Raw genomic sequence first — 17,104 nt, forward strand, 5'->3', positions numbered from 1 at the left:
GCCTTATCCGGGCTACGCGCCTACGCATCGGCTTGGATGCACCGGGCGTAGCCCGGGTAAGCGCAGCGCACCCGGGGAATCACGGACTCGGGGCTCGAGCCCTACAGCCAGCCCTTCTCGCGGGCGAGGCGGTAGGCCTCGATGCGGTTGCCGACGCCGAGCTTGCCGATCGCCTCGGACAGGTAGTTGCGCACGGTGCCGTGCGAGAGGTTGAGCCGTGCGGCGATCTGCCCGGCGGACAGGCCCTCGCCGGCCAGGCGCAGGGCCTGGCGCTCGCGGTCGCTGAGCGGATCGGGTTCGCCCCAGGCTTCAAGCGCGAGCTGCGGATCGATCGCGCGACCGCCGCGATGCACCTGGCGCAAGGCGTCTGCGAGCTGTTCGGCCGGCGCGTCCTTAAGCAGGTAGCCCGACACGCCCGCCTCAAGCGCTCGGCGCAGGAAGCCGGCGCGCGCGAACGTGGTGACGATCACCACCCGGATCGGCAGCTCGTGGCGCTGGATGCGCTGCGCCAGTTCCAGTCCGGTGAGCCCGGGCATCTCGATGTCGGTGACCAGGATGTCGGGTGCGAGCCGCTGCAGTTCGCGCCACGCGCTCTCGCCGTCGGCGGCGGCGCCGACCACCTCGATGTCGGCCTCCATGCCCAGCAGCGCCGACAGCGCCCCGCGCAGCATCGCCTGGTCCTCGGCGAGCAGGATCCGGATCACGGGGCGGGCACGAACACGGGCATGCCGGGAACGTTAGCAGGTCGCGCATGGGGCGGAGGTCGCGTCCGCGCTGCTCGGGAGGATCACGGGAAAGGGCCGACCCCGTTCCCGCGGTCCGGGCTCCGGCCGCAGACGCTTCTAGACGGAAGCGTCATCGTTGGCCGCGAGCGGCACGCGGGCCTCGAGCAGGGTGCCGCCGCCTTCTCCCGCGCCGACGCGCAGGCGGCCACGCAAGCCTTCGATGCGCTCGCGCATGCCCGACAGGCCGTTGCCCGGCACGATCGCGCCGCCGCGACCGTCGTCGACGATGCGCAGCACCGCGTCCGCCCCGTCGGTGCCGAAGCTGACCTCGGCACGCTGCGCGCGCGCGTGGCGCTGGATGTTGGTCGCCGCCTCGCGCACGGTCAGCGCCAGCGCGCTCTCCACGCCCGCCGGCAGCGCACTGTCGGCGAAGCCCTCCTCGAAGCGGTAGCCGAAGGCGATGCCGTCGGTTTCCAGCAGCAGCTTGGCCGAGGCCAGTTCGGCGGCGATGCCGGCGGCACGGATGCCGCTGACCGCGCGCCGCACCTGGGCCAGCGCCTCGCGCGCGACCCGGCTGACCTCGGCGATCTCGCCGCGCGCGGCGTCGGGATCGCGCTCGAGCAGTCGCCCGGCGAGGTCGGACTTGAGCGCGACCATCGACAGCGTGTGCCCGAGCAGGTCGTGCAGGTCGCGGCCGATGCGTTCGCGCTCGGCCACCGCGGCAAGGCGCCGCACCTCGTCGTGCGACAGGCGCAGGGCGGCGTCGCGTTCGCGGCCGATCCGCTCGAACACCACCAGCACGCCGATGATGGCGGTGACCGTCGGCATCCACACCAGCGCCTGCCATGGATAGCCGATGGACAGCGCGTAGCCGAGCAGGATCGCGTTGAGCGCCACCAGCAGCGCCAGGTAGCCGAGCACCCTGTGCCCGCGCCGCGGCTGCAGCATCACGCAACCGAACACGAAGTAGCTCAGGCCCGAGGGATACCAGGGCAGCAGAGCGAAGCACAGCGCGACCAGCCCCAGCGCGCTGGCGTAGGCCTTGCGCGGCGACTGCACCACGCTCATCGCGTACAGCCACAGGAACAGCGGGAACGAGACCGCCGTCAGCCATGCCCACAGCGCGCTGTAGCCGTAGGCGCCGCCGGAGAACGCCGGCGTCAGGAACACCCAGATCGACCACACTACGTGGACCATGGCCAGCCACGGCGAGCGCCCCATGCGCTGGTCCAGCGCGGCGATCGAGCCCGGCCGCGGCGCCAGCCAGCGTTGCAGTGCGGTGCGGATCACCGGCAGGCCTCCAGCGGGGTGCGGTGTGCGAGGCGGAATCATGGCACGCCGGGTCAGCGCAGTTCGACCCGGTCGATCCGGAACTCGAACGCGCCCTGCGGCGCGCCGGCGGTGAAGGCGATGCCGCGCACCCGCGACAGGTCGCCGCCGGCGAACGCCGACAGCGGCAGCCGGATTTCGCGCCACTGCGGCCCGGCGGTGAACGCCTGCACGCTCGGCATGCCCTGCATCGACGGCCCGGAGAACAGCATCGCGCTGTACGTGCGCCCGTCGCCGCGCACCTGGAACACCAGTTCCCTGCGTGCGGACAGGTCGACAGGCTGCATCGGCTGCGCGGCCGGGAAGAACATCACCCCGGCCCAGGGATAGGCGAAGCCCGGCCTGATCTCGCCGCCGATGCGCAGTGCGCCGCGCGAACCCCCGGCGCCGCCCTCGACCAGCGCGTGCTCGACCTGCGATGCGCCGCCGGCCATCTGGTCGGTGGTCGCCATCCAGCTGCCGAATGCCGCTTCGATCGCGTCGCCGTCGAAGTCGCTGACCAGGGTGTCGTCGGGCGCGGCCGCGGCCGGTGTGGGCGCGGCGGCTGCAGCGGCCGGCTCGCGCGCGACGCGATGGCCGTTCTTCCACACCGTATCGATCGCGCGCGTGGCCGCGATGTCGTCCAGCGGATCGCCGTCGACCAGCACCAGGTCGGCGCGCATGCCCGGCGCGATGCGCCCGCGTTGCGCGAGCCCGAAGCGCTTCGCCGGCAGCGAGGTCGCGGCCGCCAATGCCTGCGCCGGCGTGAGCCCGGCGCGCACCAGCAGCGCGAGCTCGTGGTGCAGGCTGGCGCCATGCGCGGTGCCGGGATTGGGTGCGTCGCTGCCGGCGAGGATGTCGACGCCGGCAGCGTGCAGCAGGCGCACGCTGTCGAGCGCGCGCTGCAGCCGCTGCGGATTCGGCGGGCCGAAATCGGCCGCCAGGGTGCCGGTCTGCTGCGCAGTGAACAGCGTCCGCAGGCGCGCGTCTCCGGCCAGGGCCTTGCCCTCGCCGCTGCCGGCCATCGAGGCGACCACCGCCAGCGTCGGCACCACGAACGCATCGCGTGCGCGCATCGCGCCGACGAAGGCCTCGTCGGCGACCGCGTCGGCGAACACGTGCACCAGGCCGTCGGCGCCGGCGTCGATCGCCATGCGCGCATCCTCGAGTTTCGCCACGTGCGCGACCGCGCGCCGGTCGCGCGCGTGCGCGGCGGCCACCACCTGCGCGACCTGCATCGGCGACAGCGTCGGCAGCCGCTGCGGCAGGCCGTAGGCGCTGAGGTCCTCGACGATCAGCTTGATGAAGTCGGCGCCCTCGTCGACGCGTTCGCCGATGAAGGCGTCGATGTCGGTCCCGGCGTCCACCGTCGGCACCGGGAAGCCGTACTGGGTGCCGTGGCCGCCGGGCGCGGTGATCGCGAAGCCGGCGGCCCACAGGTCGGCGCGGTCGCCGTTCGCGGTCGCGTCGCGTTGCGTGCGCAGGGCAGGCAGGCGCGCGGCATCGCCGTGCATGTCGAGCGCGGAGGTGACGCCGAAGCGCAGCAGGTCGCGCTGCGCCTCGCCCCAGGCGTGGACGTGCGCGTCGATCAGGCCGGGCAGCAGAGTCTTGCCGCTGCCGTCGACCACGGGTAGTCCCTGCGGCACCTGGGCATCGGCGGCGACCGTTTCGATCATGCCATCGCGCACCAGCACGTTCGCCACGCCCAGGTCGCGTTCGCCGTCGAACACGCGCGCACCCTGCACGACGAAGCTGTTGCCGGTGTCCGCGCCGGCAGGTGGGGGCGCGGCGGAGCGGGCGGACGGCTGGAATGCAAGCGCCAGGCCGACCACGGCGGCCAGCGCGCCGGCACAGGCAAGTTCGGACCAGGATTTCATCGGAAGACTCCGGCGGACGAGAACGGGGACTACCCGGCCGCGGCGAGCCGCCGCTGCGCGAGGACGAAGCAGGCGACGGTCACCACCGCCAGCACCAGCAGGTGCAGCCACGGCGCGCCGCCACCGTCGTGGCCGACCACCTTCAGCGCCAGCTGGCCCAGGTGATAGGCTGGCCAGGCAGGCGCGATCCGCGCAAGCCAGTCGGGCAGCATCGACAGCGGCAGCCACAGCCCGGACAGGAAGGCCATCGGCAGGTAGATCAGGTTGAGCAGCACCGGCGCGGCGTTGCCGCCGACCAGGGTGCCGACCCACAGCCCGATCGCGGCGAACGGCAGCACGCCGGCCACGTTGACCGCGAACAGCCCGGCCCATTGCCGTGGCGCCAGCGACACGCCGCCCGCGGTCGCCGCGAGCAGCGCCAGCACCACCGAGATGATCGCCGCGAACAGCATCGCCATCGCCATCTTCGCCAGCAGCTGCGCACCGGGCGGCGTCGGCAGCGCGCGGCGCAGCCGCAGGTAGCCGCGCTCGCGGTCCATCGCGATGGTCACGCCGAAGCCGAACAGCGCCGCGCCGACCACGCCGAACACGCCGTAGCTGGCCAGCAGGTACTCGGCCGCCGCCGCGTTGCCGCGATTGAGCAGCACGCCGAACAGCAGGTAGAACATCGCCGGGAAGGCGACCACCGGCGCGCAGAACGCGGGCTCGCGCAGCATGCGCAGCAGTTCGTACTTCGCTTCGAGCCAATAGGCACGCCAGGGCGTGTGGGCGACGGTTGGCGCGATCGCGTCCGTCATGCGGCCTCCTGCAGCGCCGGCCGGGTGAGGGCGAGGAAGGCGTCGGCGAGTCCGGCGCGGCGGATCTCGAGGTCGCGCAGCGCGGGGTCGGCTTCGAGCAGGCGGCGCACCACCGGTTCGGCCGGCTCGGCGGCGATGCTCAATGCGTCGCCCTCGCGCACCGCCTCGCGCACGCCGGGCCATTGCGCCACGGCGCCGGCGGGCAGGCTCGAGACGCAGCGGATGCGGCGCAGCGAGACCCGCGCGCGAATCTCGCCGACGCTGCCCTGCGCGAGCATGCGCCCGGCATCGAGTACCGCCACGCGGTCCGACAGCGCCTCGGCCTCTTCCAGGTAGTGCGTGGTCAGCAGCACCGCGCTGCCGTCGGCGACCAGCTCGCGCACCGCGGACCAGAGCCCCTGGCGCGCCTCGATGTCGAGGCCGGTGGTCGGTTCGTCGAGGAACAGCAGCCGCGGCCGCCCGCAGATCGCGAGCGCGAACTGCACGCGCCGCTGCTGTCCACCGGACAGGCGCCCGTAGCGACGTTCCAGCAGGCCGTCGAGCCCGGCCAGCGCGACGCAGTCGACGATGCTGCGCGGCCGCGGGTAGCCGGCGCGCACCAGCTCGAGCAACTCGCGCACGCGCAGCCGTTCGGGGATGCCGGCCGACTGCAGCATCGCCCCGCACTGGCGGCGCACGGCGGCGGAGCCCGGCGCCTGCCCGAATACCGACACATCGCCGGCATCGGCCGACAGCAGGCCCAGCAGCAGGCCGACCGCGGTGCTCTTGCCGGCGCCGTTGGCGCCGAGCAGCGCGGTCACCTGGCCCGCGTGCAGCGACAGGTCGATCCCGTCCAGCGCCGGCGTGTCGCCGTACCGCTTGCGTACGCCTTCGAGCCGCGCCAGCGGCGGCGGGGTATCGGCCATGGGGGGAACCTCGCGGGATGACATGGCGCCATCGTGCCGCCGCCGTGCCCGGCGTGACATTCGCCGCCGTCAGCCGAAGCACGTGACAGTTGTCAGCAGCCGGCGCCGATACCGGCGGCTAATCTGTCCCCCGACATCCGCGCGCCGGGCATCGCATCGGTCGAGCGGTGTCACAATGGCCGCGAATCCACGTCCTGTCTTTCGATGAATACCAACGCCGACCTGCTCAACGAACTGCGTATCGACCGCTCCCCCGGTCCGCCGCCCTCGCGCAAGTGGCTGTGGATCGCGCTCGCGGCGATCGCCCTGATCGCGCTGCTGGCGCTGGCCGGCTGGTGGCTGTTCGCCCGCGACAAGGCGGTGCCGGTGGAGACCGCGACCGCGGTGTCGCTGGCTGCCGGCAATACGTCGGCCTCGGTGCTCGACGCCTCCGGCTACGTGGTCGCGCGGCGCATGGCCACGGTCTCGTCGAAGATCACCGGTCGCGTGCGCGAAGTGCTGATCGAGGAGGGCATGGAAGTCGAGGAAGGGCAGGTGATGGCGCGGCTGGACCCGATCGACGCCGACGCGCAGCGCTCGCTGAGCGCCGCGCAGCTGTCGGCGGCGCGCAGCGAGATCGCCAGCGTGCAGGCGCAGCTCGCCGAGGCCGAAGCCCATGCGCGCCGTCTGGGAACGCTGGTGGGGCAGCAACTGGTGTCCAGGGCGCAGTACGAGCAGGCCGTGGCCACCCGCGACGCGCTGCGCGCGCAACTGCAGAGCGCGCGACGCAACACCGAGGTCGCGGCCGGAGGCCTGCGCATCTCCGACCTGGGCGTGGACAATACCGTGGTGCGCGCGCCGTTCGCCGGCGTGGTGATCGCCAAGGCCGCGCAGCCGGGCGAGATCGTCTCGCCGCTGTCGGCCGGTGGTGGCTTCACCCGCACCGGCATCGGCACGATCGTCGACATGGATTCGCTCGAGGTCGAGGTCGACGTCGGCGAGGCCTACATCGGCAGGGTGCAGCCCAAGATGCCGGTCGAGGCCACGCTCAATGCCTATCCGGACTGGAAGATCCCGGCCGAGGTCATCGCCATCATCCCCACCGCCGACCGCGGCAAGGCCACGGTCAAGGTGCGCATCGCATTGAAGGAGAAGGACGCGCGGATCGTGCCGGACATGGGCGTGACCGTGAGCTTCCTGGAGAAGGCGCCCGAAGCCGGCGGCGAGCCGAGGCGCGGCGTGCGCGTGCCGGCGACGGCGATCGTGCAGCGCGATGGCGGCGAGGCGGTGTTCGTGGTCGGCGGCGACGACACGGTGGAAGCGCGCGACGTGCAGGCCGGCGCCATGATCGGCGAGGCGCGCGAGGTGCTCTCGGGACTGGCCCCCGGCGAAACCGTCGTGGTCGAGCCGCCGGCGGGACTGGCCGAGGGCGCCACCGTGGCCACGGACACGCAATGAAGCAGGGCGACGCAAACGTGATCTCCCGGCGTCCGCCGCCTCATGCATTGACTGCCGGTTCCGGCATTGCTGTCATTCATCCTTTCGCCGTGAGTCGGCAGTTTCTTCTGTCATTTCGAGCGCAGCGAGAAATCTGTTCTGCGGCCGGGCGGGATCTCTCGCTGCGCTCGAGATGACAGGCGTTTCCGATAGCGCTGGCGTTTCGAGATGACGGGCGTTTCGAGATGACGGGCGTTTCGAGATGACAGGTATTTCGAGATGACAGGTGTTTTCGACTCCCGCTGTTGCTCCACGTGACAAACCGCGCGATGCGGCGAACCACTCCGCATCGCATGACCTTCGCCGGGCATCCCGGCCACGACACCACACGAGGCAAGCCATGGCATCCCTGGTATCGATCCGCAACCTGACCAAGACCTACCAGCGCGGCCCGGAGAAGGTCGAGGTGCTGCACGGCATCGACCTGGACATCGAGAAGGGCGACTTCGTCGCGCTGATGGGACCGTCCGGCTCGGGCAAGACCACCCTGCTCAACCTGATCGGCGGGCTCGATTCGCCCACCGGCGGCAGCATCGAGGTCGACGGCCAGCGCATCGACCAGCTCGGTGGCGGCAAGCTCTCGCACTGGCGCAGCCAGAACGTGGGCTACGTGTTCCAGTTCTACAACCTGATGCCGGCGCTGAGCGCGCAGAAGAACGTCGAGCTGCCGCTGCTGCTGACCAGGCTGGGCGGCGCGCAGCGCAAGCGCAACGCGCAGATCGCGCTGCAGCTGGTCGGCCTCTCGGACCGCGTCAGCCACAAGCCCACCGAGCTCTCCGGCGGCCAGCAGCAGCGCGTGGCGATCGCGCGCGCGATCGTCTCCGACCCCACGCTGCTGATCTGCGACGAGCCCACGGGCGACCTCGACCGCCAGTCGGCCGAGGACATCCTGGGGCTGCTGCAGACGCTCAACCGCGAGCACGGCAAGACCATCGTGATGGTCACCCACGACCCGAAGGCGGCCGAGTACGCCAGCCACACCCTGCACCTGGACAAGGGCAGCCTGGTCGACGGCCAGGCCCAGGCGGCATGAGCGTCCGCCACGCCGCGGACCGCGGTCGCGCTCCCCGTCCTGCTGCCGCGGATCCGGTGCGTCCTGCGGTTTCCCGCCATCCCGAGCACAGCGAGGGATCCCGTTCCGTCATCCCGCCGTCCGCGGGGGCCAGGTTCCCCGCTCCGTCCGGGACGACATGCCGAGAGGTGGCCGTGCCATGAAATACTTCCACCTGGTCTGGGCGGCGCTGTTCCGGCGCAAGACCCGCACCTTCCTCACCCTGGCCTCGATCCTGGCGGCGTTCCTGCTGTTCGGCATGCTCGACGGCATCCGCACCACGTTCGCGCAGCTGGGCCAGAGCGCCGACGGCGCGCAGCGGCTGCAGACGACCTCGCGCCTGTCGATCGTCGAGACCCTGCCGATCTCGCTGGAATCGCGCATCCGCCGGGTCGACAACATCGAGGAAGTGACCTGGGCGAACTGGTTCGGCGGCGCCTACCAGAACCCGCGCAACCAGTTGTTCACCTTCGCGGTCGCGCCGAACTACCTCGACCTGTACCCGGAGGTCGACGTGGAACCCGCGCAGCTCGAGGCCTGGAAGCGCACCCGCGACGGCATCCTGGTCGGCCAGCAGATGATGACCCGCTTCGGCTGGAAGGTCGGCCAGCGCATCCCGCTGCAGTCGACCATCTTCCCCAACAGCGACGGCACCCTGAACTGGTCGTTCGAGATCGTCGGCGTGCTGCGCGGCAAGGAAGGCCGCAGCGCGGGCTTCACCGACGCGCTGATCCTGATGCACTACGACTATTTCGAGGAAGCCACGCCCTACGTGGACGACACCGTGGGCTGGTACATCAGCCGCGTGTCGGACGTGAACCGCAGCGACGCGGCGGCCAAGGCGATCGACGCGCTGTCGGCCAACTCGCCCAACGAGACCAAGACCATGAACGAGCAGGCGGCGATGGCCGCCCAGCTCAACCAGATGGCCGACATCGGCCTGATCGTGGGCTCGATCATGGGCGCTGTGTTCTTCACCCTGCTGCTGCTGACCGGCAACACCATGGCCCAGGCGGTGCGCGAGCGCACTTTCGAGCTGGCGGTGCTCAAGACCATCGGCTTCACCAGCGCCAGCGTGCTGGGGATGGTGCTGGCCGAGTCGATCCTGCTGGTGGTGCTCGGCGGCGTGCTCGGGCTCGGCCTGGCGGCGGTGCTCAGCCCGGTGGTCACGGCCGCCAGCAACGGTGTGATCAGCCTGCCGGCGATCGGCTGGCAGAGCTGGGCGCTGGGACTGGGTCTGATGGTGGTGATCGGGCTGCTGGTCGGCGCGTTGCCGGCGATGCGCGCGATGCGCCTGAACATCGTCGATGCGCTGGCAGGCCGCTGATGGCGCGCGCTGATCGGCGCGAACCGCAGGCGCGTCGCGCCCGAGGCCGGACGTGATGGAATCCATGAGGGAATGCAGATGACCACTTTGAAGAAGTTGCTCCGTGGCTTCGGCCTGTTCCTGCTGCTGGCCGTCTTCCTCGCCGCGTGGATCGTGCTGCCGTGGCAGGCGCTGGTCGGGATCGCGGTACTGTTCGCGCTGTGGATGGCGTTCACCCGCAGCGGCCGGCAGGCGGCCTCGGTGACGCGCGTGGGCGTCGGCACGCTGCGACAGCGCCTGGGCGCCTCGTCGGTGGTGGTGATCGGCATCGCCGGCGTGGTCGGCGTGCTGGTCGCGCTGCTGGCGATGGCGGAAGGCTACCGGCACACGGTCAGCAGCAGCGGCAGCGACGATACCGCGATCGTGCTGCGCGGCGGCTCGTCGGCGGAACTGATGTCGGTGGTCTCGCGCGAGGCGATCACCGCGATCGAGCGCGCGCCGGAGGTGGCCCGCGACGCCGAAGGCCGGCCGCTGGCCTCGGCCGAACTGGTGGTGTCTGCGAACGTGGTGCGCCGCGACGGCGAGGACGGCAGCGTCACCCTGCGCGGCGTCGGCGACATGGCCTGGGCGGTGCGGCCGGACCTGGAGCTGGTCGAGGGCCGCCGGTTCGAGACCGGCCGTCGCGAACTCGTCGTCGGCAAGGGCGCGCAGCGCCAGTTCGTCGGCCTCGATCCGGGCAAGGAGATCCGCCTGGGCAGCCAGGTGTGGACCGTGGTCGGCGTGTTCGAGTCCGGCGACGCGATGGAATCGGAAATGTGGGCCGACGCCGAAGTGGTGGCCTCCACCTTCAACCGTGGCAGCAGCCGCGCCTCGGTGTTCGCGCGCCTGACCGATCCGAAGGCGTTCAACGCCTTCAAGGCCACGCTCGCGGCCGACCCGCGGCTGCAGGTGGAGGCCGACACCACCGCGGACTACTTCGCCTCGCAGTCCGAAGCGCTGACCCGGGTGCTGCGCGTCATCGGCATCGTGGTCGGTTCGATCATGGCGATCGGCGCGGTGTTCGGCGCGCTCAACACCATGTTCGCCACGGTCGCCTCGCGTGCGCGCGAGATCGCGACCCTGCGCGCGATCGGCTTCCGCGGCATGCCTGTGGTGGTGGCGGTGATGCTCGAGACCATGTTGCTGGCGCTGCTGGGCGGCCTGCTCGGCGGCCTGCTGGCCTGGCTGGTGTTCAACGGCTACACCGCATCGACCCTGGCCGGCGGCGTGGCCAGCCTGAGCTTCGAGTTCCGGGTCTCGCCCGAACTGTTGTGGCAGGGATTGAAGTGGGCGCTGGCGATCGGCTTCGTCGGCGGCCTGTTCCCGGCGCTGCGCGCGGCGACGCTGCCGGTGACCGACGCGCTGCGGGCGATGTAGGACATCCATGTGCCTTCCCGCGCTCTGCGGGTAGGTGCCTGAGCGGCATCGCTTTCCCTTCCGCAGCTGCGGGGCGCAGATCCCTCGCTGCGCTCGGGATGACAGCGGGCGGGGGGCTGCGCCACCATCGTCGCGCTTCAGTCTCCGAGCGAGCCCGACTCGCGCAACGCCGCTTCCGTCTTGTGCCGGTGCACTGCGTCGAGTCGAGAAACCCCGGCCCATCTCATCCCGGCCGGGAGGTCATTCCGTGCGCAGCGAGGAATCGTCATTCCGCAGCTGCGATACGCAGATCCCTCGCTGCGCTCGGGATGACAGCGGGCGGGGGCTGCGCCACCATCGTCGCGCTTCAGTCTCCGAGCAGCCCCGCCTCGCGCAACGCCGCTTCCACCTTCGGCTGGTTCGCGGCGTCGAGTCCGGTCAACGGCAGGCGCAACGCGCCGCCGCACAGGCCCATGCGCGCCATCGCCCACTTCACCGGGATCGGGTTGGCCTCGACGAACAGCTGCCTGTGCACCGGCAGCAGGCGCATCTGGATGGCCATCGCGCCCGCCACGTCGCCGGCCAGCGCGGCCATGCACAGTTCGTGCATCAGCCGTGGCGCGACGTTCGCGGTGACGCTGACGTTGCCGTGGCCGCCGCACAGCATCAGCGCGACGGCGGTGGCGTCGTCGCCCGAGTACACGGCGAAACCCGCGGGTGCCTCGCGGATCAGCCACTGCGCGCGCTCGAGGTTGCCGGTGGCTTCCTTGATGCCGACGATGCCCGGCACCTGCGCCAGCCGCAGCGCGGTCTCGTGCTGCAGGTCGGCGGCCGAGCGCCCGGGCACGTTGTAGAGCACCACCGGCAGGTCGCCGGTCGCCTCGGCGATCGCGCGGAAGTGGCGGTACAGGCCTTCCTGCCCGGGCTTGTTGTAGTAGGGCACGACCTGCAGCTGGCTGTCGGCGCCCACCTTGCGCGCGAACTGCGCCAGCGCGATCGCCTCGGCGGTGGAATTGCCGCCGCAGCCGGCCATCACCGGCACGCGGCCGGCGGCCTGCTCCACCGCGACCCGGATGACCTCGCAGTGCTCCTCGACATCGACCGTGGGCGATTCGCCGGTGGTGCCGACCACGCCGATGCAGTCGGTGCCCTGTTCGACATGCCAGTCGACCAGCTTGCGCAACGTGGCGTAGTCGATGCCGCCGTCGTCGTGCATGGGCGTGACGAGCGCGACGATGCTGCCGCGCAGGAGGTTATCGCTGGAGGTCATGGCGTGGGCCGGGCGTGCGAAAGGAGACGGAGCCCACGATTCTAATGCTGAACGCCGGGCGCGCTGTCATCGGACTGTCATGCAAACGCGGTAGATGGCCGCGCCGGCGATCCCTAACCTCTGCAACCTTTTCCGCGAAACCCGGACCGCCGACGATGCGACGCGTGCTGCCGCTGCTGTGTGCCTGCCTGCTGCTGGCCGGCTTCGCCTGGCCCGATGGCGGCGACGCGCTGGGCCGGCGGCTGGTCGCGCCGGGCGGCGTGTCGCCGCTGCTGCCGGGCGCGCGCATCGAGCAGGCGATCGCGCGGCTGCCGCATCGCGAGGGGCATGTCGCGACCTCGGCCGGGGTCGAACTGTTCTGGCGCGCGTTCGACCCGGGCGCTTACCGGCTCGACTACGCCTACCGGCCGGACGGCAGCGAGCGCGGGCGGATGGATTTCAGCCTCGATTTCGCCGTGCCCGATGCGGCGCCGGTGGCGCCGCGCGGCACCGTGCTGCTGCTGCACGGCTGGATGATGGACGGCGGCTCGCTGCTGCCCTGGTCGCTGCAGCTGGCGCAGGCCGGCTACCGGACCATCAGCCTGGACCTGCGCAACCACGGTCGTTCCGGGGCCGCGCCTTCCGGCTACGGCCTGCGCGAGGCGCGCGACGTCGCCGACGCGGTTGCGGCGCTGCGCGAGCGTGGCGAGATCGTCGGTCCGCTGCACGTGATGGGCGTGTCCTACGGCGCGGCCACCGCGATCTTCAGCGCGCGCGAACTGGGGCTGCAGGTGGAGAACGTGGTCGCGATCGAATCGTTCGACAATGCCGGCCGCGCGATCCGCGACATGGTGCCGCACCTGCTGCACAAGGCGCCGGAGAGCCTGGCCCAGCAGTTCACCCACCGCTGGTTGCGCTGGCAGCTGGACGATGCCGCGCTCGAGCGTGCGATCGCGGGCGCGAGCCAGACCCTGCGGCTGCCGCTCGACGGGGTCGACGTGGGCACGGCGCTGGCGCAGGTGCCGGGCTGCGTGCTGCTGCTGCACGGCAGCGACGACGCGCACGTGCCGGTGGCGCATGGCCGCGCCCTCGCCGCCGCGGCGCCGCGCGCCCGCTACATCGAAGTGCCGGGCGAGGACCACATCAGCCTGCCGATGCGCCTGGACCTGCTGGCGCCGACCGTCATCGACTGGCTCGACAACGCCTCGCCCGCGCGCCACTGCCCCCCGCCGCTGGCCCTGTCCGATCCCGCGAACCAGCGCAACGCGTAGCCCGGATAAGCGCAGCGCATCCGGGACCCCAAGCCTCTGCGCCGCGCAACGCCCGCGCACGCTTGCAGCAGTTTCGACCCGCGCCGCACGGCGGCCCCGCATTGCCGCGATCCCGGATGCGCTGCGCTTATCCGGGCTACGCTGCTCCGGAGCCGGTGAGGCGACCCATGTAGCCCGGATAAGCGAAGCGCATCCGGGACCCCGCGTCGCTTCGCCGCGCAACGCCCGCGCACGCTTGCAGCAGCTCGACCCGCGCTGCGCGGCGGCCCCGCATTGCCGCGATCCCCGGATGCGCTGCGCTTATCCGGGCTACGCCGCTCCGGAGCCGGTGAGGCGACCCACGTAGCCCGGATAAGCGAAGCGCATCCGGGACCCCGCGCCGCTTCGCCGCGCAACGCCCGCGCACGCTTGCAGCAGCTCGACCCGCGCCGCGCGGCGGCCCCGTATTGTCGCGATCCCCGGATGCGCTGCGCTTATCCGGGCTACGCCGCTCCGGAGCCGGTGAGGCGACCCACGTAGCCCGGATAAGCGAAGCGCATCCGGGACCCCCAGGCATCTTCGCTGGCCAACGTCCGGTACACGCTTCCTGTGGCCGTCCTGCACTGCGCCGCGTCCCCGGTTTCGCGATCCCCGGATGCGCTGCGCTTATCCGGGCTACGCCTGCTGGGCGACCACCCGCCGCCGCGCGGCGAGCGCGCCGTCGATCGCGAATACCGCCAGCCCGGTCCAGATGATCGCGAACCCGATCGCCCGGTCGGCGCCGAAGGCTTCGCCGAAGAAGAACACGCCCAGCAGCAGCTGGAGCGTCGGCGCGAGGTATTGCAGCAGGCCGACCACGCTCAGCGGCACGCGTCGCACCGCGAAGGCGAAAAAGATCAGCGGCACCGCGGTCAGCGCGCCGCCCAGCACCAGCAGCAGTTCGACCCAGCCGCCCCAGCGCAGCGAGAAGAAGCCGCCCTGGCCCTGCAGCTCGAACCACAACAGCGCCACCAGCGCCGGCACGAACATGAACATGTTCTCCGCGCCCAGCCCGCGCACCGCATCGACCGCGGCGAACTTCCGGATCACCCCGTACAGCGCGAACGAGCCGGCCAGGCACAACGCGATCCAGGGGAAGCTGCCGTAGTGGAAGGTCAGCCACGCCACCCCGCACGCCGCCAGCGCCACCGACACCCACTGCGCCGGCGACAGCCGCTCGCGCAGGAACAGCACGCCGATCACCACGTTGAGCAACGGGTTGATGAAGTAGCCCAGGCTGGTCTCGACCACGTGCCCGGCATTCACCGCCCACACGTACAGGCCCCAGTTGAAGGCGATCAGGACGCTCGACGATGCCAGCATCGCCACCAGCCGCGGCTGCGCGAGCACGCTGCGATACCAGCCGCGACCCTCGCGCAGTGTGAGCCAGGCGGCGACCAGCACCGCGCACCACAGCGCGCGATGCAGCACGATCTGCAGCGACGGCACCGCCTTGAGCAGGTGCCAGTACAGCGGCATCAGCCCCCAGATGACGAATGCGCCGACCGCGATCCACAGGCCGCGGCGGTCGAGGCCCGGCGCCGTCACGCGTCCGCTTCCGCGACCGGGGCCGGCACCGGCTTCTTCGCCTTCGCCAGGGTGATCGCGACCACGCCCGAGAGCACCACCGCCATCGCGCCGAGGTCGCGCGCGCCGAACGTCTCGCCCGCCAGCCAAATGCCGAGCAGCACCGCGATCACCGGGTTGACGTAGGCGTAGCTGCTCGCCAGCGCGGGCCGCACGTGCTGCAGCAGCCAGATGTAGGCGCTGAAGCCCACCAGCGAGCCGAAGCTGGCCAGATAACCGACCGCCCACAGTCCGCGAACGCTCGGCCATCCGTCGAAGCGCTCGCCGATCGCGAGCCCGGCCACCAGCATCGCCGCGCCGCCGCACAGCATCTGCGCGGCGGCCGACATGAAGGGCGAGGGCAGGTCGCGGCCGCGGCTCCAGATCGAACCGTAGGCCCAGGCGATCGCGGCCACCAGCAGCGCCACCAGGCCACCGGGCGTCGCGCTCAGGCTGCTGCCGGCATTGAGCCAGGCCACGCCGACGAAGCCCACGCCCAGGCCGATCCATTCCACCCGCCGCGGATGCTCGCCGCGCAGCACCGCGAACAGCGCCATCCACAGCGGCACCGAGGCGACGGCGACCGCGGCCATGCCGGAGGACACCGTCTGTTCGGCCACGCACACCAGGCCGTTGCCCACGCCCAGCAGCAACACGCCCACGAACGCGGCGTTGCGCCATTGCGCGGGCGTGGGCAGGGCCATGCCGCGCCAGCGCAGCACCGCCAGCAGCACCAGGCCGCAGGCGAGGAAGCGCACGCCGCCCATCAGCAGAGGCGGCCAGCCGCCTTCGAGCGCGAAGCGGATGGCGAGGTAGGTCGAGCCCCAGACCAGGTACACCGACGCCAGCGCGAGGGCGATGGCGAGCGTGGACGCGGACGCTGGGCCGACCGATGCAGGCGAGGGACGCATCGGGCACCGTGGGGCAGGGGCTGCGCGGACGTGGGATGCGCGTCGCGCCGGACAGCCGCCATTCTAAGGCGCGCGACCGTTGCGGCGATGGAACACCCGCGATTCACGGATGGGCTACCGACGGGCGGCGGGCGCCGTCCGGGCCGATCCCGTCACGCGCAGGGGGACGGGCGACGCTCGCGGGCCTTCTGCCGCCGCATCGCCGAAGGCCGCGATGGCGAAGCCCCCGGGCGCGACCTCCGCGCGGGGCGGCCATGGCCGTCTCAGGTCACGCCGGGCGGACGTCGCCGCTTCGGCAGCTTCTCCACCGCACTGCGCCAGGAGCCTTCGACCAGCGCGCGCAGTTCCGCAGTCGGCATCGTCCGCACGTCGACGATCGTGATCCAGCCGAAGCGGCCCAGCCAGCGCGCGGGCTGGATGCCGGGCTGGTCGGTGAGCTCGAGGAAGCGTTCCGGCGGCGGTTTCAGGCTGAACCGCCAGCGCTGCGGCGCGCTGGTCTTGAAGTGCGCGAAGCGCTTGCCGCCGACCGAATACACGAGGATGTTCGCGGGCGCGTCGTGCAGCCGGCTTTCCGCGCCGGGCAGGCCCGCGCAGTAGCGCTTGAGCGCGGCGACGTCCATCGCGACGGGCGTCTAGAGCAGCTTCGCCGCGCGCAGCGGCGCCGGGTCGTCCCAGCGCTCGCGTCCACGCAGGAACGCCAGTTCGACCAGCACGTCGGCACCGACCACGTCGGCGCCCTGGCGGCGCAACAGGGCGGTCGCCGCGCGCAGGGTGCCGCCGGTGGCGAGCACGTCGTCGACGACCAGCACGCGTGCGCCGGGCGGCAGCGCATCGACGTGGACCTCGAGCCGGTCGCTGCCGTACTCCAGTGCGTAGTCCTGCGCCAGCGTGCGCGCCGGCAGCTTGCCGGGCTTGCGCACCGGCACGAAGCCGCAGCCGAGCGCGTGCGCCAGGGCCGCGCCGAGGATGAATCCGCGCGACTCGATCCCGGCCACCGCGTCCGGCGGCGCGCCACGCCAGGGCGCCGCCATCTGCGCCATGGCGCCGGCGAACGCGGCCGCATCGGCGAGGACCGGAGTGATGTCCTTGAACACGATGCCCGCCTTGGGAAAGTCGGGGACGTCGCGGACGAGGCGGGACCAGTCGGACACGGGCGCGATCCTGAAGCGGGGCAGGCGGCCATCCTATCGCCCCTGCCCGCGGCCCGGGCTTCGCGCTATCGTGGCCGCCCCCTACCAAGGAGCGCCGC

General features: G+C 71.9%; 15 protein-coding genes. 5 read left to right on the forward strand and 10 right to left on the reverse strand.

What is annotated here, in order from left to right:
- Window positions 1-101 precede the first annotated feature (101 nt).
- The 5 genes from FZO89_RS12620 to FZO89_RS12640 form a co-directional block, all read right to left on the reverse strand.
- The gene (locus FZO89_RS12620) at window positions 102-704 is read right to left on the reverse strand and encodes a response regulator transcription factor (RefSeq protein WP_149103588.1); all 603 of its coding nucleotides are present in this window, start codon (window positions 702-704) and stop codon (window positions 102-104) included.
- Window positions 705-842: 138 nt separating this feature from the next.
- A complete protein-coding gene (locus FZO89_RS12625; protein WP_187471145.1) occupies window positions 843-2,015 on the reverse strand; it encodes a sensor histidine kinase in 1,173 nt (390 codons plus the stop codon).
- Window positions 2,016-2,068: 53 nt separating this feature from the next.
- Window positions 2,069-3,910 carry a CIA30 family protein gene (locus tag FZO89_RS12630; protein ID WP_149103590.1) on the reverse strand — a complete coding sequence of 614 codons (1,842 nt, stop codon included), beginning with the start codon at window positions 3,908-3,910 and terminating at the stop codon, window positions 2,069-2,071.
- Window positions 3,911-3,939: 29 nt separating this feature from the next.
- A complete protein-coding gene (locus FZO89_RS12635) occupies window positions 3,940-4,707 on the reverse strand; it encodes an ABC transporter permease (protein ID WP_149103591.1) in 768 nt (255 codons plus the stop codon).
- Window positions 4,704-5,612 (reverse strand): ABC transporter ATP-binding protein, encoded by a 909-nt coding sequence (locus FZO89_RS12640; protein ID WP_149103592.1) that lies wholly within the window; start codon window positions 5,610-5,612, stop codon window positions 4,704-4,706. The genes FZO89_RS12635 and FZO89_RS12640 overlap by 4 nt, the downstream gene beginning before the upstream one ends.
- 204 nt (window positions 5,613-5,816) lie before the next feature.
- On the opposite strand from FZO89_RS12640, the gene FZO89_RS12645 reads away from it, so the two are divergent.
- The 4 genes from FZO89_RS12645 to FZO89_RS12660 all read left to right on the forward strand — a co-directional run bounded on the left by FZO89_RS12645 (window position 5,817) and on the right by FZO89_RS12660 (window position 10,861).
- The gene (locus FZO89_RS12645; protein ID WP_149103593.1) at window positions 5,817-7,049 is read left to right on the forward strand and encodes an efflux RND transporter periplasmic adaptor subunit; all 1,233 of its coding nucleotides are present in this window, start codon (window positions 5,817-5,819) and stop codon (window positions 7,047-7,049) included.
- Window positions 7,050-7,428: 379 nt separating this feature from the next.
- Window positions 7,429-8,121, forward strand: a complete 693-nt coding sequence (locus tag FZO89_RS12650) for an ABC transporter ATP-binding protein (protein WP_149103594.1) — start codon at window positions 7,429-7,431, stop codon at window positions 8,119-8,121.
- 178 nt (window positions 8,122-8,299) lie between these two features.
- Entirely contained in the window at window positions 8,300-9,466 is a 1,167-nt protein-coding gene (locus FZO89_RS12655; protein ID WP_149103595.1) for an ABC transporter permease, read from the forward strand.
- 78 nt (window positions 9,467-9,544) lie between these two features.
- Window positions 9,545-10,861 carry an ABC transporter permease gene (locus tag FZO89_RS12660; RefSeq protein WP_149103596.1) on the forward strand — a complete coding sequence of 439 codons (1,317 nt, stop codon included), beginning with the start codon at window positions 9,545-9,547 and terminating at the stop codon, window positions 10,859-10,861.
- A 346-nt stretch (window positions 10,862-11,207) separates the two neighbouring features.
- Here the strand turns inward: FZO89_RS12660 and dapA are convergent, their stop codons facing one another.
- Entirely contained in the window at window positions 11,208-12,110 is a 903-nt protein-coding gene (gene dapA, locus FZO89_RS12665; RefSeq protein ID WP_149103597.1) for a 4-hydroxy-tetrahydrodipicolinate synthase, read from the reverse strand.
- A 155-nt stretch (window positions 12,111-12,265) separates the two neighbouring features.
- Between dapA and FZO89_RS12670 the strand changes: the two genes are divergently transcribed.
- Window positions 12,266-13,360, forward strand: coding sequence for an alpha/beta fold hydrolase (locus FZO89_RS12670; protein ID WP_187471146.1), 1,095 nt, complete (start codon window positions 12,266-12,268; stop codon window positions 13,358-13,360).
- Between the two features lie 654 nt (window positions 13,361-14,014).
- Here FZO89_RS12670 and rarD read toward each other — a convergent pair.
- From rarD to FZO89_RS12690, 4 genes are all read right to left on the reverse strand, one after another.
- The gene (gene rarD, locus FZO89_RS12675) at window positions 14,015-14,926 is read right to left on the reverse strand and encodes an EamA family transporter RarD (RefSeq protein ID WP_262378645.1); all 912 of its coding nucleotides are present in this window, start codon (window positions 14,924-14,926) and stop codon (window positions 14,015-14,017) included.
- Window positions 14,923-15,855 carry a drug/metabolite exporter YedA gene (gene yedA / locus FZO89_RS12680; RefSeq protein WP_149103599.1) on the reverse strand — a complete coding sequence of 311 codons (933 nt, stop codon included), beginning with the start codon at window positions 15,853-15,855 and terminating at the stop codon, window positions 14,923-14,925. Before yedA ends, rarD begins: the two co-directional genes overlap by 4 nt.
- A 263-nt stretch (window positions 15,856-16,118) precedes the next feature.
- On the reverse strand, window positions 16,119-16,475 hold the full coding sequence (locus tag FZO89_RS12685) for an MmcQ/YjbR family DNA-binding protein (RefSeq protein ID WP_149103600.1): 357 nt from the start codon (window positions 16,473-16,475) through the stop codon (window positions 16,119-16,121).
- 12 nt (window positions 16,476-16,487) lie between these two features.
- Entirely contained in the window at window positions 16,488-17,006 is a 519-nt protein-coding gene (locus tag FZO89_RS12690) for an adenine phosphoribosyltransferase (RefSeq protein ID WP_262378646.1), read from the reverse strand.
- Window positions 17,007-17,104 lie beyond the last annotated feature (98 nt).

It is taken from the genome of Luteimonas viscosa (assembly GCF_008244685.1).
Lineage (GTDB): Bacteria > Pseudomonadota > Gammaproteobacteria > Xanthomonadales > Xanthomonadaceae > Luteimonas > Luteimonas viscosa.

What these genes read in the sequence shown, in the direction of transcription:
- FZO89_RS12650 (WP_149103594.1), top strand. Translation starts at nt 7,429, where the DNA reads ATGGCATCCCTGGTATCGATCCGCAACCTGACCAAGACCTACCAGCGC.
- FZO89_RS12635 (WP_149103591.1), bottom strand. Translation starts at nt 4,707, where the DNA reads ATGACGGACGCGATCGCGCCAACCGTCGCCCACACGCCCTGGCGTGCC.
- FZO89_RS12630 (WP_149103590.1), bottom strand. Translation starts at nt 3,910, where the DNA reads ATGAAATCCTGGTCCGAACTTGCCTGTGCCGGCGCGCTGGCCGCCGTG.
- FZO89_RS12655 (WP_149103595.1), top strand. Translation starts at nt 8,300, where the DNA reads ATGAAATACTTCCACCTGGTCTGGGCGGCGCTGTTCCGGCGCAAGACC.
- FZO89_RS12660 (WP_149103596.1), top strand. Translation starts at nt 9,545, where the DNA reads ATGACCACTTTGAAGAAGTTGCTCCGTGGCTTCGGCCTGTTCCTGCTG.
- FZO89_RS12640 (WP_149103592.1), bottom strand. Translation starts at nt 5,612, where the DNA reads ATGGCCGATACCCCGCCGCCGCTGGCGCGGCTCGAAGGCGTACGCAAG.
- dapA (WP_149103597.1), bottom strand. Translation starts at nt 12,110, where the DNA reads ATGACCTCCAGCGATAACCTCCTGCGCGGCAGCATCGTCGCGCTCGTC.
- FZO89_RS12670 (WP_187471146.1), top strand. Translation starts at nt 12,266, where the DNA reads ATGCGACGCGTGCTGCCGCTGCTGTGTGCCTGCCTGCTGCTGGCCGGC.
- FZO89_RS12685 (WP_149103600.1), bottom strand. Translation starts at nt 16,475, where the DNA reads ATGGACGTCGCCGCGCTCAAGCGCTACTGCGCGGGCCTGCCCGGCGCG.
- yedA (WP_149103599.1), bottom strand. Translation starts at nt 15,855, where the DNA reads ATGCGTCCCTCGCCTGCATCGGTCGGCCCAGCGTCCGCGTCCACGCTC.
- FZO89_RS12645 (WP_149103593.1), top strand. Translation starts at nt 5,817, where the DNA reads ATGAATACCAACGCCGACCTGCTCAACGAACTGCGTATCGACCGCTCC.